Annotated in this window: 14 protein-coding genes; 5 read left to right on the top strand and 9 right to left on the bottom strand. The window is 40.5% G+C overall.

Annotated features, from left to right (window positions below; genetic code table 11):
- Window positions 1-141 precede the first annotated feature (141 nt).
- From hutH to A3GU_RS0101120, 7 genes are read right to left on the bottom strand one after another with little or no spacing between them, the layout of a single operon-like run.
- Window positions 142-1,686: a histidine ammonia-lyase gene (gene hutH / locus A3GU_RS0101150; protein ID WP_018365699.1), complete on the bottom strand. Its 1,545-nt coding sequence runs from the start codon at window positions 1,684-1,686 to the stop codon at window positions 142-144.
- A 48-nt stretch (window positions 1,687-1,734) separates the two neighbouring features.
- A complete protein-coding gene (locus A3GU_RS0101145) occupies window positions 1,735-3,060 on the bottom strand; it encodes an APC family permease (protein ID WP_018365698.1) in 1,326 nt (441 codons plus the stop codon).
- A gap of 26 nt (window positions 3,061-3,086) precedes the next feature.
- Window positions 3,087-3,701 (bottom strand): HutD family protein, encoded by a 615-nt coding sequence (locus A3GU_RS0101140; RefSeq protein ID WP_018365697.1) that lies wholly within the window; start codon window positions 3,699-3,701, stop codon window positions 3,087-3,089.
- Between the two features lie 14 nt (window positions 3,702-3,715).
- On the bottom strand, window positions 3,716-5,389 hold the full coding sequence (locus tag A3GU_RS0101135) for a formate--tetrahydrofolate ligase (RefSeq protein WP_018365696.1): 1,674 nt from the start codon (window positions 5,387-5,389) through the stop codon (window positions 3,716-3,718).
- Window positions 5,390-5,400: 11 nt separating this feature from the next.
- The gene (locus tag A3GU_RS0101130; protein WP_018365695.1) at window positions 5,401-6,027 is read right to left on the bottom strand and encodes a cyclodeaminase/cyclohydrolase family protein; all 627 of its coding nucleotides are present in this window, start codon (window positions 6,025-6,027) and stop codon (window positions 5,401-5,403) included.
- A gap of 13 nt (window positions 6,028-6,040) precedes the next feature.
- Window positions 6,041-6,940 carry a glutamate formimidoyltransferase gene (gene ftcD / locus A3GU_RS0101125; protein ID WP_018365694.1) on the bottom strand — a complete coding sequence of 300 codons (900 nt, stop codon included), beginning with the start codon at window positions 6,938-6,940 and terminating at the stop codon, window positions 6,041-6,043.
- Window positions 6,941-6,995: 55 nt separating this feature from the next.
- On the bottom strand, window positions 6,996-9,029 hold the full coding sequence (locus tag A3GU_RS0101120; RefSeq protein ID WP_018365693.1) for a urocanate hydratase: 2,034 nt from the start codon (window positions 9,027-9,029) through the stop codon (window positions 6,996-6,998).
- Window positions 9,030-9,232: 203 nt separating this feature from the next.
- Here A3GU_RS0101120 and hutI point away from each other — a divergent pair, with 203 nt between their 5' ends.
- The gene (hutI, locus tag A3GU_RS0101115; protein WP_018365692.1) at window positions 9,233-10,501 is read left to right on the top strand and encodes an imidazolonepropionase; all 1,269 of its coding nucleotides are present in this window, start codon (window positions 9,233-9,235) and stop codon (window positions 10,499-10,501) included.
- Window positions 10,502-10,550: 49 nt separating this feature from the next.
- Here hutI and A3GU_RS0101110 read toward each other — a convergent pair whose 3' ends face one another.
- Window positions 10,551-11,591 (bottom strand): ammonium transporter family protein, encoded by a 1,041-nt coding sequence (locus tag A3GU_RS0101110; protein ID WP_040805245.1) that lies wholly within the window; start codon window positions 11,589-11,591, stop codon window positions 10,551-10,553.
- 101 nt (window positions 11,592-11,692) lie between these two features.
- On the opposite strand from A3GU_RS0101110, the gene A3GU_RS0101105 reads away from it, so the two are divergent.
- The gene (locus A3GU_RS0101105) at window positions 11,693-12,820 is read left to right on the top strand and encodes an NAD(P)/FAD-dependent oxidoreductase (protein WP_018365690.1); all 1,128 of its coding nucleotides are present in this window, start codon (window positions 11,693-11,695) and stop codon (window positions 12,818-12,820) included.
- A 52-nt stretch (window positions 12,821-12,872) separates the two neighbouring features.
- On the top strand, window positions 12,873-13,013 hold the full coding sequence (locus A3GU_RS10300; protein ID WP_018365689.1) for a hypothetical protein: 141 nt from the start codon (window positions 12,873-12,875) through the stop codon (window positions 13,011-13,013).
- A 95-nt stretch (window positions 13,014-13,108) separates the two neighbouring features.
- Here the strand turns inward: A3GU_RS10300 and A3GU_RS0101095 are convergent, their stop codons facing one another.
- Entirely contained in the window at window positions 13,109-13,324 is a 216-nt protein-coding gene (locus tag A3GU_RS0101095) for a YdbC family protein (RefSeq protein ID WP_018365688.1), read from the bottom strand.
- A 140-nt stretch (window positions 13,325-13,464) separates the two neighbouring features.
- On the opposite strand from A3GU_RS0101095, the gene A3GU_RS0101090 reads away from it, so the two are divergent.
- Together A3GU_RS0101090 and A3GU_RS10660 are read left to right on the top strand one after the other, a co-directional pair.
- Window positions 13,465-13,770: a hypothetical protein gene (locus A3GU_RS0101090; protein WP_018365687.1), complete on the top strand. Its 306-nt coding sequence runs from the start codon at window positions 13,465-13,467 to the stop codon at window positions 13,768-13,770.
- Between the two features lie 264 nt (window positions 13,771-14,034).
- Window positions 14,035-15,018, top strand: a complete 984-nt coding sequence (locus A3GU_RS10660) for an LPXTG cell wall anchor domain-containing protein (protein WP_018365685.1) — start codon at window positions 14,035-14,037, stop codon at window positions 15,016-15,018.
- The last annotated feature ends 5 nt before the right edge of the window (window positions 15,019-15,023 follow it).

The following is a 15,023-nucleotide window of genomic DNA, read 5'->3' as shown; positions in this document are numbered from 1 at the left end:
ATAAAAATCTAGCTAGCTCTGGTCAATATAGGTATTTTGACCTTCTTTAGCTTACCGACTAAGAGTTTGAAAACCCTAGCTTCCAAACTCTTCTTAATCATTTATTACTAGCTAAGTCTTACAAGTAGCTCTTAAAGATAACTAGTCATACTGTAGAGAAAGTTCAACTGCTTCTTCAATTTTTTCTAAGAAGAAATCGCTTTCAATTATTTCTGAAGCCTTATTAAGTTCATCATAGATTTCAATATCCTTATCAAATTCAATAAAGGCTATTTTTTCTCTGAAGAGGTCATAGGCTAGCTGACTACCTTTTCCTAGTTTACCATTTTGAGCTTTAATGTCTAGGGCCTGACAGGCTGCTAGCATTTCAGTAGCTACAATCCGACGGGAATTTTTCAAAATTTCTGTTGCCTTACGAGCTGCTGTTGTTCCCATGCTGACAAAGTCCTCTTGATTCTCACAAGAAGGAATAGAGTCAACACTGGCTGGATGAGATAATATTTTGTTTTCAGATGCTAAAGAAGCACAGGCATACTGGGTAATCATAAAGCCAGAATTAAGACCTGGATGTTTAACCAAAAATGATGGTAACTTACTAAGATTACTGTTAACCAATCTTTCCACACGGCGTTCAGAGACATTACCAATTTCTGAAATGGCAATTCCTAAGAAATCAAAGGGCTGAGCCATGGGTTCACCATGGAAGTTACCCCCAGAAATAACATGACCATCCTTACAAATAATAGGATTATCCGTAACCGAGTTAATTTCAATTTCGACTTTTTCTTTAACGTAGGCAATAGAATCCTTACTTGCCCCATGAATTTGCGGAATACATCTTAGGGTATAGGGGTCTTGAACCCTTTCTTGAGTAGCTGCTCCTGTATTTTCACTACCTTCAAGGAGCTGACGAATATTGCGAGCACTTGCTAGCTGGCCACTTTGAGGGCGAATGATATGAAGTCTTTCTTCAAAGGGGCTGATAATACCATTATGAACTTCTAAGGAAAGAGCCCCTGCAATATCAGACAACTTGGCTAGTTGAATAGCATCATAGGTAGCTAAGGCACCAATGCCTGTTAAGACAGTTGTCCCATTAATTAAGGCTAGTCCTTCCTTAGCAGCTAGAGCAATAGGGTCAATACCAGCTCTGACCATGGCTTCCTTACTATTTAAGAGCTCACCCTTGTAATAAGCCTTGCCTAAACCAAGCATTGGTAAGACCATATGTGCAAGTGGTGCTAAATCTCCCGAAGCTCCTAGGGAACCTTTTTCAGGAATATAGGGATGAACACCCTTATTGAGCATTTCTAAGAGGGTTTCAATGGTTGATAAACGAATACCTGAATAGCCTTTGACTAAAGAATTAATACGAATAAGCATGATAGCCCGTACTGTATCTTCTGGCAAGGGATCCCCATAGCCACTGGCATGAGTACGGATAAGGTTTTCTTGGAGTTGTACCGTATCTTCTGGTGAAATGCTGACATTACACAAAGAACCAAAGCCTGTGTTGATACCATAGACCACACGTTTTTCACGGACAATATCATCTACAATTTTGCGAGAAGCCTGCACATCTTTTTTAGCTTCTTCATCAATTTGGCAAATGACACCTTTTCGAGCTACAGCAATCACATCTTCCAGATTTAAGTTTTTTCCATCTAAATTTAAAATACTTGTCATTTTATCCTCCTATTTTTAAGAAGTCACATCATCCAAAGCTAGCATTTCTTAGTTTTTAAGTGTTTTTTTATTTAGTCCTTTCATAATGAAATAAACAGCACTCGAAATAACAACCCCAATAAGTCCATAAACAAAGTTCATAGGGTTTTCTCCCCAAATCATTAATAGGCTGACGATAACAGCGAGTATTGGGATAAGAGGGCCAAATGGGACTCTGAAAATAAGTTTGGCATCTGGCTGATCTTTACGCAACTTCATAACTGCAAGGGCAGTCGGAATATATTGGAAGAAGCGAAAAACAACACTAAAAGTTGCCAAGTCTCTGAAAGACCCTGTTAAGAGTAGAATAATGGCTATAGCACTTGAGATAAAAATGGCAACTAAGGGAGCACCATTCTTATTTTTCTTGGCAATTGCCGCTGGCAAAAGCCCCTCGTCAGCAATAGCTGCGCCATAACGTGGGACCATAATAGATTCTCCCATGTTAAGTCCAGTAATAGAAATCAAGGCACCTATTGACACCATCCAAGCCCCAGCAGGACCTATCATTTTAACAAAGGCATCTTGCACAGGGGCATTACTGGTCATGATTGTGGATCCAAGCATCGCAATGGTTCCACCAATTATTAACATATACAAGATAGAAACAACACTAATAGACCCTAAAATAGCCCGAGGCACATTTTTTTCAGGATCACGCATTTCCCCTGCTACAATTGAGAGGGTTTCAAAACCAATAAAACCGTAAAAAATATAAACAGCAGTATTGGAAATAGCACCTAGTAAGTTAGTACCTGGCTCTAATTGAAGAAAGGGTCTGAAATTTGGAAGGCCATTCTTGATAAAAAAGAGAGTACAAAGGGAAAAAGCGACAATAGGAATCAATTTAGCAATTGTGGCAGTAATGGTAAAGATTTTTGAAGTCTTTAAACCAGCAATATTCATTAATGATAGTAAAATCACAAGTCCAATACTCAGAGGGATATTTTGCCCTTCAAAGGAGGGAAATGTGATGATAAACATCTTAGCAAAGCCGGCTGCCATAGCTGCCCAAGCAAATATGGTAACAGTCCAGCCAAGAAAACCGACATTAAAGCCAATATAATCTCCAAAAGCACGTTTTGAATATTGGAAGGCTCCGCCATTTTTTCCAAAATAGCCAGAAACTTCTGCAAAACAAACAGCTAACATGATGGTTAAGATGGCTGTTCCCAATAAAACAGCAATAGATGCGGGACCTAATCCCTTATAGATATCCTGGGGTAGAAGAAAGATTCCTGAGCCAATAACAGCATTAATACCATATAATGTTGCCGCTCCTAAGCTAAACTTAGCTTCTTCTCTTTCTTTTGCACTAATTTTTTCTGAGTCCATAGGTATGTTTCTCCTTTTAAGTGCCTTTAATCAGATAAGCTACATTGCCTTCTAGCTGATAAACCAGCCCAAACAGCAATCATATCACTAGTTTCTTTTCTTGAATGTAAGACTATTTTGACAGTATCGACTTGGCTATTTTGATTAATGACTAATAAATGATCTTTTTCCAAATATCCTCTGTCACCATCATTGATCTCATAGGATAAATCAGTTAAGGCGTAGAGCATTTGGATAGGGCTATTTTGGTAAATACTATTATCAGCCTGAGATATGGCAAATAATTGGCCCTTATACTTATTATTATACATTAAATTTAGGTCAAAACACTGCCCTTGACTTACAATATTATCGCCTCCCCAAAAATAATAAGTTTCAAAGACTTGTAAGTGTTTCCTGCTTTGTCTTGTTTTATTAATCAAAATCAGGGATCTATCAAGGGGCATAAGCAGCCGGTGATAACCTTCTAGCTGACTAAAAACAGAAGTGGGTAAGGTGACACTTGATTGTGACAAGCGAAAGTCAAACTCTCTTTTGGCATAATTGCCACTAGGAGGAAAAAGGTAGAGTTCTCTTGTTTTTCCTCCCGACCAGCTCAATTCTTTGAAATCTTTAAAATGATTAATGCTTAAATCAGGCATCTCTTAACCTCTACTTAAAACAAACCACTAATATTACCATCTGCATCAATATCTATTTTTTCACTTGCAGGCTGTTTTGGTAATCCAGGCATGGTCATAATGGCACCTGTCAAGGCAACAATGAAGCCAGCTCCTGCCGAAACCTTGAGGTTAGAAATAGTTACGACAAAGTCTTTTGGAGCTCCTAATTTTTTGGCATCATCAGAAAAAGAATACTGTGTTTTAGCCATACAAATAGGATAGTGACCAAATCCTAGTGCTTCTAAAGATTTTAATTCTTTTTTAGCTGCTGCACTTAATAGAATTCCTTTTCCTCCATAGACCTTGGTTACAATCTTATGAAGCTTTGTTTCAATAGAATCCTTATCATCATAGACAAAACTAAAGTGATTTTCTTCTTCTGCTAACTCTACTACCTTTTGGGCAAGTTGACTGCCACCAGCTCCGCCATTCTCCCAAACATCAGAAATAACCACATCTACCTGACGTTTTTGGCAAGCTTGATAGACAGCATCAAGTTCTGCTTCTGTATCCAGTGGGAACTTATTAATAGCTACAACCACAGGTAAGCCATAGACTTCCTGAATATTTTCTAAATGCTTATCCAAATTTGGGAGGCCAGCTAAGACAGCATCAACATTTTCCTTACCTAAATCTGCCTTGGCCATACCGCCATGCATTTTAAGGGCACGAATAGTAGCAACAAGAACAACAGCATCAGGTCTTAAGCCAGATAGGCGACATTTGATATCAATAAATTTTTCTGCTCCTAAATCAGCTCCAAAACCTGCTTCTGTTACTGCATAATCTGCATATTTGAGGGCTAATTTTGTGGCAAGTACACTATTGCAGCCATGAGCAATATTAGCAAATGGGCCACCATGGATAATTGCTGGCGTGTGCTCAAGGGTTTGAACCAGATTAGGATGAATAGCATCCTTTAGTAAAACAGCCATGGCACCTGCTGCCTTTAAATCCCCTGCTGTCACAGGCTGACCTTGATAATTATAGCCGATAATAATTTTTTCTAACTTACTCTTTAAATCTGAGATAGATTCAGCCAAGCATAAAATAGCCATGATTTCCGAAGCAACAGTAATATCATAGCCATCTTCTCTTGGCATACCATTGACTTTTCCTTGCAGGCCATCAACAATATGGCGTAATTGCCTGTCATTCATATCCACAACACGTTTCCAGGTGATGCGACGGGAATCTATTTCTAGGCTATTGCCATGATGAATATGATTATCAATCAGGGCAGCTAAGAGATTATTGGCAGCCCCTATAGCATGAAAATCTCCTGTAAAGTGCAGGTTAATATCTTCCATAGGAACAACCTGGGCATGACCTCCCCCAGCAGCTCCTCCTTTCATACCAAAAACAGGACCTAGTGAAGGTTCTCTTAAAGCAATGATGGCTTTTTTACCAATATGAGAAAGAGCATCAACCAAACCAACAGAGGTGGTTGTTTTACCCTCACCAGCAGGGGTGGGAGAAATAGCTGTTACTAAGATAAGTTTTCCATCTTTTTGCTGGGCCAACTTAGCAACCTGTCTGGCGTCTATCTTAGCCTTGTACTTGCCATACAGAGTCAGCTCATCTTCTTCTATGCCGATAGATTTGGCAACCTCTACAATAGGCTGCATTGCTAGGGATTTAGCAATTTCAATATCTGATTGCACCATACTTCCTCCTTTTATAAGCTATTAAGCACCTCTAAATAGATTGCATCTGCTAAACGACAACCCTGATCTAAGAAAAGCTGTCCCTTATCTTTATAAACAGTCACAAATACCTCATCTTTAATCCCAGCAAGATTAATCAAAACATTCAACCAAGCTCCCTGTAAACCAGCCTTCAACAATAAAGCTGCAACCCCCAAATCACTAGCAGCATTGCTATTAGAATTGCCTACGGCTTCCTGGGTGATTTTAATAGCCTCAAGGATGGTTGCCATCATCTGAAAAGGTGACTTTGTAGCTTCTTGTAAAGCATCTTGCATAGCCTTGCGACGCTCTAATTTTTCCTGATCACTATTTTTAGGCATGTCAAATACTTGAGACACTAAGTTAAAAGCTTCTGTATCCTTATCAACAGCTGCTAATAATTCTTTTTGTAAACGACTGGCTTCTTTATGAATATCCTTGATTTTGTCCTCAACACCTTGATATTTCTTTTTTCCCAAGGTTAATTCACAAACCATCTTGGTTAGAGAAATGCCATTGGCTGCTGAGAGAGCTGCGGCTGACCCTCCTCCCGGAGCTGGTGCATCTGAACCTAGTACTTCTGCAAACTCACTGAGAGACTTCTTCACTAATTCCATCTTTGACTCCCTTCTAACCTAATAAGTGGTTTTCAAGAACTTGCTTACCATAGTCAAAATCCTCAACTTGCAAGTAATATTCTGCGACATCCACCAAGGCCTTAGCAGGAGCTAAACCAATAATTTCAGAACCAATAACCCTAACACCATAGCGTTTTGCCTCAAATTTTATGGTTTCAAAGGTACGGTAGAGGGAACATTTTTCAAAATTAACCATATTCATAGAAACTTGGGCAATCTGTCTGTCCTCAAGCATAACTCCAATAGCCTTACAGTATTTATAGCCTCCTCCAGAACCACGAATAATTTTTGCAATCTTGTTTGCAATTTCCAAATTATCAGTATCAAGGTTAACATTGAAGGCCACCAGAGGCATTCTGGCTCCAACGGCTGTCACTCCAGCGCTAGGATGAACCTTGCGTTCTCCGTAATCTGGCTCCCAATCTTCTTCTAAGAGTTTTTCAGCCATACCTTCAAACTGACCCTTACGAATTTTTGCTAAATTTTTACGGCTTGGACGACTAGCTGATTCTTCATAGAGAAAAATAGGTATGTCTAGTTCCTTGTTAATCCGCTCTGCTACTTTCTTAGAAATCTCGACACACTCAGCTGTGGTGATATCTTTGATAGGAACAAAGGGTAAGACGTCAGTTGCCCCCATGCGGGGATGTTCTCCCTCGTGCTTTGTCATATCTATATTTTCACAAGCATATTTGACCAATTGAAAGGCTACTTCTTGGATGGCATCTTGGTCCCCAACTAAGGTAAAGACGCTACGGTTGTGGCTGCTATCAGAGGAATAATCAAGTAGAGTAACGCCAGCTACTGACTTAGCAGTGCTGACCAAACCTTCAATGACTTCTTGGTTACGACCTTCTGAAAAGTTTGGAATACATTCAACAATTTTTGCCATACTAATCTCCTTTAGACATTAAAATCTTAGTAAAGATAAGGGGTAACTAGCCCCTTTAGTTTTTAAACAAGTCCTTGACTGCTGCACTTACCACTTTTTCATCAGCTAGGTAGGGAATGGTGATATGGTCACGACCAGCATGAAGATGGTTATAGGCAATTGCTGTTTCAATAGCGTGGTCATTACGTGCCCAGTTCCGTCTTGCAACACCTCCCATAGTATCCCAAGCAATAGCTGACTTGATGATTTCATCAGTTCTGTCACTGCCATCAAGAACTAAACCAAAACCACCATTAATAGCCTTACCAATACCTGTTCCACCTCCGTTATGAAGGGCAACCAAACTCATACCTCGAGCAGCATTTCCTGCATAGCACTGAACAGCCATATCTGCACAAACATTAGAGCCGTCCTTGATATTTGAAGTTTCCCTAAATGGAGAGTCGGTTCCTGACACATCATGGTGGTCACGACCAATCATGACGGGACCAATTTTACCTTGACGGACCAAGTCATTAAATTTCAAGGCAATAGTGACCCGACCAAGACAGTCTTGGTATAAGATTCTAGCTTGGGTTCCTACAACTAATTGATTCTTTTGCGCATCACGAATCCAGTTGTAATTATCCCGATCTTGGTAACGCCGATTAGGATCAATTGCTTCCATGGCAGCCTTGTCTGTAGCTACTAAGTCTTCATGCTTACCACTCAAGCAGACCCAACGAAATGGTCCATAACCATAATCAAATAACATCGGCCCCATAATATCTTCAACATAAGAAGGCCAGATGAAGCCATCCTTATCATCCAAACCATTTTTAGAGATTTCTTTGATTCCTGAATCATAAATAGCTTTCATAAAGGAATTCCCATAGTCAAAGAAGTAGGTTCCCTTTTCAGTCAGTGCCTTGATAGCCTTAAAATGACGCGTCAAAGTCTCATCAACCAGAGTGCAGAATTTTTCTTTATCCTCAGCTAAAAGCCGTGTTCTTTCCTCAAAACTAACACCAGCAGGGCAGTAACCCCCATCATAAACATTATGGCAGGAGGTTTGGTCAGATAAGAGATCAACATGAATCTCATGGTCATTGACATATTCTAAAAGATCCACAATATTACCATGGTAGGCAATAGAAGTTGTTTTCTTTTCCTTCTGGGCTCTTTGAGCCAATTGCAGAGCTTCTTGAGCACTTTCAGCAACCTGACTTATCCAGCCCTGTGAATGTCTGGTTTCAATCCGAGAAGCATCGACTTCTGCAACAATAGCAACGGCCTTGGCAATTTCTGCTGCCTTACCCTGTGCCCCACTCATCCCACCAAGACCTGATGAAATAAAAAGTTTGCCACTCAAATCACCATCATCAGCCACACCAAGTTTAAGCCGGCCAGCATTTAAAAGGGTATTAAAAGTCCCATGTACAATTCCTTGGGGACCAATATACATCCAACCACCTGCTGTCATCTGCCCGTAATTGGTAACCCCCATTTCCTCTGCTATTTCCCAATCCTTCATATTATCATACTCACCAACTAAGAGACCATTGGTAATAATGACACGAGGTGCTTCTGGTTTGGAATGAAATAGCCCTAGAGGATGCCCAGATTCCACAACCAAGGTTTGATGCTCTGTCATGACTTCTAGATATTTCTTAATCAGACAATACTGCATCCAGTTGGCACACACCGAACCCGTTTCCCCATAGGTGACAAGCTCATATGGGTACAAGGCAATATCAAAGCTAAGATTATTATCAATCATAACCTGCATAGCCTTTGCAGCTGTACAATTCCCCTTATAGTCATCAATGGGCTTACCATAAATAGCTTCTTTTGGTCGCCAGCGATAGCCATAAATCCTACCCCGTGTCCGCAATTCCTCTAAAAATTCAGGGATAACATCCTCATGAAACCTTTTAGGAATATAGCGAAGGGCATTTTTTAGGGCAATCTCTGTTTGCTGCTGACTAAGGCGAAACCCTCTATTAGGTGCCCGACGAATCCCCTTTTCAAAGACTGTTTTTTCTGGTAAGACATCATCCAGTTTTACCGTCATAGCTGCGGCAATTTCAGCTTCATCATAATGTGCCATAGAAAAACCTCCTCAAGTTCATTGTGATTGCTTAGTGTCACAAATAGTCTAAAGAATTGCCGTCCATTATTGGTCAAGTTTTTCAAAAAGTGTTAAAATTTTTAAAAATAAGCTCTTTTTCCCCTTTTTTGACTAAAATTTGACGTTTTTAAACTACTATTGAAAGTGTATTTTGTATAATAGTATAAAAAGGAGTACTCATTATGGTTGCTGATACATTATTAGTCCATTTCAACCAAATTTTTAGTCCCAATGATTTAGGACATCCCCTATTTGGTCAGGAAATGAAAAGCGCCCAGATTATTGAAGATGGCTACATTGCCATAAAAGATGGCAAAATCCTTGCCATTGGCAGTGGCCAGCCCGATAGTCAATTGATTGGTCCAGCGACAGGCATCAGATCCTTTGAAGGAAAAATTGCAACTCCTGGTATCATTGATTGCCACACCCATCTTGTTTATGGAGGTAGTCGTGAGCATGAATTCTCACAAAAGCTAAATGGTGTGCCTTATCTGGATATTCTAGCCCAGGGCGGTGGTATTTTAAACACTGTTAGGGCAACCCGACAGGCTGACTTTGATACCCTATATGACAAGTCTAAAAAACTCCTGGATTACATGCTCCTGCATGGGGTGACAACTGTTGAAGCAAAAAGTGGCTATGGCCTTAATTGGAATACTGAAAGCCGGCAGTTAGAAGTTGTCAAAGCCCTCAACACAGACCATCCTATCGACCTTATTTCTACCTTTATGGCTGCCCATGCCATTCCAGAAGAATATAAGGGCCGCTCCAAGGACTATCTGGACCTTATTGCTCAGGACATGCTGCCTATGGTCAAGCAAGAAAAGTTAGCAGAATTTTGTGATATCTTCTGTGAAAAAGGCGTCTTTTCTGCTGAAGAATCCCGCTACCTCTTACAAACAGCTAAAGAACTAGGCTTTAAATTAAGAATCCATGCAGATGAAATTGAATCTATCGGAGGAGTTGATGTTGCAGCTGAACTGAATACTACAAGTGCTGAACACCTCATGATGGCTACTGACCAGGGAATTCAAAAACTCAGCCAGGCTCATGTTATCGGCAACCTCCTACCTGCTACCACCTTTAGCCTCATGGAAGATACCTACGCCCCTGCCCGCAAAATGATTGACCAAGGAATGGCTATCACCCTATCAACAGATAGCAATCCCGGCAGCTGCCCAACAGCCAATATGCAATTTGTCATGCAATTAGGCTGCTTTATGATGAAACTGACCCCTATTGAAGTCCTAAATGCCGTCACCATCAATGCCGCCTACTCCGTTAATAGACAAGACACTATTGGAAACTTTGACAAGGGAAAAGAAGCCGACATCAGCATTTTTGACGCTAAAAACATTGACTATCCCTTCTATTTCTTTGCAACAAACCTTATTGATCAAGTCTACAAATCAGGCAAACTAGTCGTCGACAAGGGACGCATCATCTCCTAAAACATAAAAAAGGCTGGATCCTTTAGTCCAGTCTCTTTTTATAAACGTATTAATTTTCAGCCCTTTTAGGATTCTTTAAGATATATCTGCCAATAAGGTAGCTGACACTGGCTGACAAAGCGACAGCAAAACCAATAGCCCCCAGCTGGACGCGACAGCTATTAGGATAAAAGAAAAGCAAGAAAAGACTCCCGAAAAATCCACCGAGGCCATTCATGGCAAAGGAATCAAGAACATCATCTACAAGTGCATAGCTTGTAATGACCTGCAAGCAAAGGTAGGTCAAAGCACTGGCTAAAAGACAAAGTAGCAACATCTGCCATGGGCTTAGATAGCCTACTCCTGCTGTACTGGTCACAAGTCCTACAATAATCCCATTGAGAAGGACTGCTGTTGACTCCTCTTTTTGGGAGACATAATGTAAAACAGACCAACTAAGTCCCCCTGCAAGCATGGCAAGCAAGGTATTAAGTAGAGCTAGGCCAGCAGCTTGGTTAAGCTGACCTACAGGTCCTGCATTAAAGCCAAACCAGCCAAAGGTAACCAGCAGCATCCCTAGATAATTCCATTCATCCCCCTTTTGATTGAGATGTTGGTAGCTGGTTTTCCCCAATTGATGGGCAAAAAGATAGCTAGATAAGCCTGCTGACAAGTGGACCACTATCCCCCCTGAAAAGTCCTTAACTCCCAGCTGGGAGAAAAAGCCTTGGGAATTCCAAATAAGATAAGCCAAGGGACAATAAACCAAGAAGGTCCACAGCAAGACAGCTATGAGAAGGGGCCCTGTTTTTACCCTATCAATCACAGACCCTATCAACATCAAAACCGCATAGAGGCAAAAGCAGAGTTGAAAGAGCATCTCAAGCACCGTCTTTAAATTAAAAGAATTGGCCCATAAAAGCGACCACAAGTGACCCTTAAAACTGAGACCATAACCCCCTAAGAGCCAAAATAAACTGACCACAAGAACTGTCAGAGTAAACTGATAAATAATCTTAGAAGTCAGAAGCTCTTCTAGGCTGCCAAAATAAAAACCAGCCAACCCAAAAATCATCAACCACATGACCAAAATACATAGTAATAGAAACAAAATGACCCCTTTCTTTACAAAGCAAAATTCTTTTGTTAGACTAATATAGTTAACTGGTTAAGTATATTACCTCAAAAATTGTTACTTGTCAAGGAGAACTTATGAAAGATTATAAACTAATAGTCATTGGTGCTGGAGCTGCTGGGATTGGCTTTGGAGCTGCCCTAAAAGAATTAGCCATTGATGATTTTTTAATTTTAGAAAAAGGCTATATTGGCGATAGCTTCCTCAAATGGCCCAAAACAACCCAATTTATCACCCCTTCTTTTACCACTAATGGCTTTGGCTTTCCAGATATAAATGCTGTGGTCCCAGATAGCTCACCAGCCTTTACCTTTGAAAAAGAGCATATCAGTGGCAGAGAATATGCCCAGTACTTACAATCTGTAGCTGCCCATTACCAATTACCCATCCAGCTAGACAGTCAGGTAGAAAGTATCCACAAGTCTCAGGGCAAATTTATCCTCCATACAAATAAGGGAGACTTTAGCTGCGACTATCTGATTATGGCAACAGGAGAATTCCAGCTCCCTAATCGGGCTAACATCCAAGGGGCAGAACTAGCCATGCACTATGGCGAAGCAGATAGCTTCAACGTCAAATCTGACGACCCCTTTATTATCATTGGTGGCAATGAAAGTGCCTGTGATGCCCTGACACACCTAGCTTATTTAGGCAATGAGGTCCATCTTTTTACTGAAAGCTTTGGTAGTAGCGACAGACATCCTGACCCAAGCATCTCCTTATCACCTATTACCAAAGAAAGAATCAAGCACATCCAAAGTAACCCCCAATATAAGATTTCTATCACGGAAAACAAAAGAGCCCAAAAGATTGAAAAAACCTCAGAAGGTTACCAAGTTACCTTTGAGGACCAGACCCTCGCTAAGTCTAAACACCAACCCATCCTTGCAACAGGCTTCTTAAACACCTGCCACCTCATTGACGGAGACGACCTCTTTAGCTTTGACCACAACCAGCTACCCCTTGTCACTGAAGCCGACGAATCAACCATCAGCCCTAACTGCTTCCTCATTGGGCCTAGCCTGCGACAAGCTGATGTCATCTTCTGCTACATCTATAAATTCCGTCAACGCTTCTTACCCCTTATTATGGAAATTGCAAAGCGGGAAAAACGAGAACTAGATCCAGACACCATTGCCTACTTTAAAGCTAACCAAATGCTGCTGGACGATTTATCCTGCTGCCAGGTCAATTGCGATTGCTAGGGCAAAAGAATTCATTTGTGGTAAACTATAAAAAAGAAAAGGGGACCACAAAATGAAAAAAGAATATATCAGTTACCTATCAGCCGCTATTTTTGCCCTTTATGGGATCTTTAGCCATAAAGCTCTCTTTATTGTTTTAGGACTTATCCTAGTGATTATTGGCCTAGCCGATCGCCTGCGCCCTAAAAAATAAATCACCTAGACAGATTATAGACAGATGATCTGTCTTTTTTGATAGTAAAAAACTAACAAGTTAGCCTTGCTAGTTTCTGAGAGTAAGTCTTTCTACTATTTATTAGCAAAGGCCTTGACTAACTTGTCAAACTCCTCATTACTTAGGGTAATGCCCTTGCCCATCTTGCTATGGTCTGGACTCCAGGTTCTAATATCCCACTTGGCCTCTGAACCATTGAAAGATACCCGATTAAGTTCCTTGGTCCAGCCCTTGTCACTCTCCGAAAGGGTTAATAAATGTTCTTCTATTTTAAATGTAAATTCTGCCATTTTTTACCTCCTATAATAGTATTCGAAAATGATATTGGAAACTTTATTGCATTTTTTTGATAAAAGGTCTTTTCTTTGTTAAACTAGAACATCAAGGTAAAACCCTAAACCTATTTTAGCAATTATCGAGGAATATGGCTATGAAAAGACTTACCCCCTTACTAAAATCTTTACTCTACGACTTCATTGAAGCCAAGCCCCACAAGCAACAAGATATCTCTCTCCAATCAAACAAGCTGATTGCTAGCATTGATAAGGCCAAAAAGAGCAAGCTCCCTATTCATGTCATTTCTAAGGACAAGAGCTTTACCGGCCAACTCCTTAAGTATGACAAGGCAAGAGGCCTGGTCTACTTAAAAACAGAAAGCAAAAGTCTCACTCTTATGATTCCCTTGGCAGATATCCAAAAGATTTCCTTTTTGCCTCAACCAACAAGCAAAGAATAAGAGCCATCCCAAGCCTGGCCTAGAAGACAAAGTCTTTCTGCCAGGCTTTTTTCTATCTGAGAGTTAGCCTCTTGGGAGATCACTAGTTCTAGAAGAACGAGTGCTTTTTCCTTTAATATCATCTCATTATTTTTTAATATAAAGCTTATTTTATCAAGCTATTTCTTAAAAAACCCTTTTAAAATCTGAATTGTATATATATACTGGTATTTGCGCTTATATGATAAGTATAAGTAACTAATACCAAAGAAAGTGGAAACTAAAATGACAAAAAGAAAAGAAATGGCAAAACTAGCCCGCCGCTATGGCATCATCCTAGCAAGCCTAGCAGCCTTTGCTACAGTAGGGATAACTACTACAGTAGAGGCGGAAGCTAGTCCAGAAGAAAAAAGAGCTAATACTGTGGAGTACTTAAAACAAGGGTTAAAGCTCTACCCAAAGGCATTAGATATTAATTTTGATCCTAAATTTAATTCAGGTTTCACAGTCAAAGAATATCTTATAAAACTTGAAAAATTTCATAAAGATTATTTTGATATTGTAAGTGAAGCAATTAATCTACCTGGACCTAAAGGAGACAAAGGTGACCCTGGTAAAGATGGAGCAGAAGGAAAACCTGGCCCTAGAGGCGAAAAAGGTGATCAAGGTGCGACAGGACCTGTTGGACCAATGGGACCTAAGGGTGAACGTTGTGAGCAAGGCCTTCAAGGTATCCAAGGCGAGCAAGGTGCTATCGGACCTAAAGGTGACAAGGGTGAGTCAGTCCTTCCCCAAGAACAGCCTGAAAAAGAGGCTGACCAAGCTAAACCAGAAATGCCTAAAAGTCCAGAGCTTCCTCAAAAACTCAACCGTTCAGAAAACCCTGCTCTTCCTTTAAGCCCTGACACATCAAAGGACAACCCTCAAGAAGGTTCTAAAGAAGCTCCAACAGAAAAGCCAAAAGAAGCACCAAAAGCTCCTGAAACGAAAGCACAAAATCCAAAAGCTCACTTACCTCAAGTCTCAAATGATGAAAAACAGGACACAAAAGCCGAGCCAAAAGAGCCGGCAAAACCTTCTACTTCTACAAACTCTAAGCCAGAAGTTCAAAAACCAAGCTCACAAGTGCTTGAGACTAAAGCTCAAGCTAAGTTAGAACAACTGCCAGCAACTGCTGATAAGACTAACCCCTTCTTCACAGCTGCTGCCCTGCTAGTTATGGCTAGCGCAGGAAGCTTAAGCCTACTTCCAAAATTTAAAAGAAAATAAACTTA

Origin of the sequence: Streptococcus didelphis DSM 15616 (assembly GCF_000380005.1) — a bacterium.
Lineage (GTDB): Bacteria > Bacillota > Bacilli > Lactobacillales > Streptococcaceae > Streptococcus > Streptococcus didelphis.
This window is presented reverse-complemented; position numbering and strand designations above follow the sequence as displayed.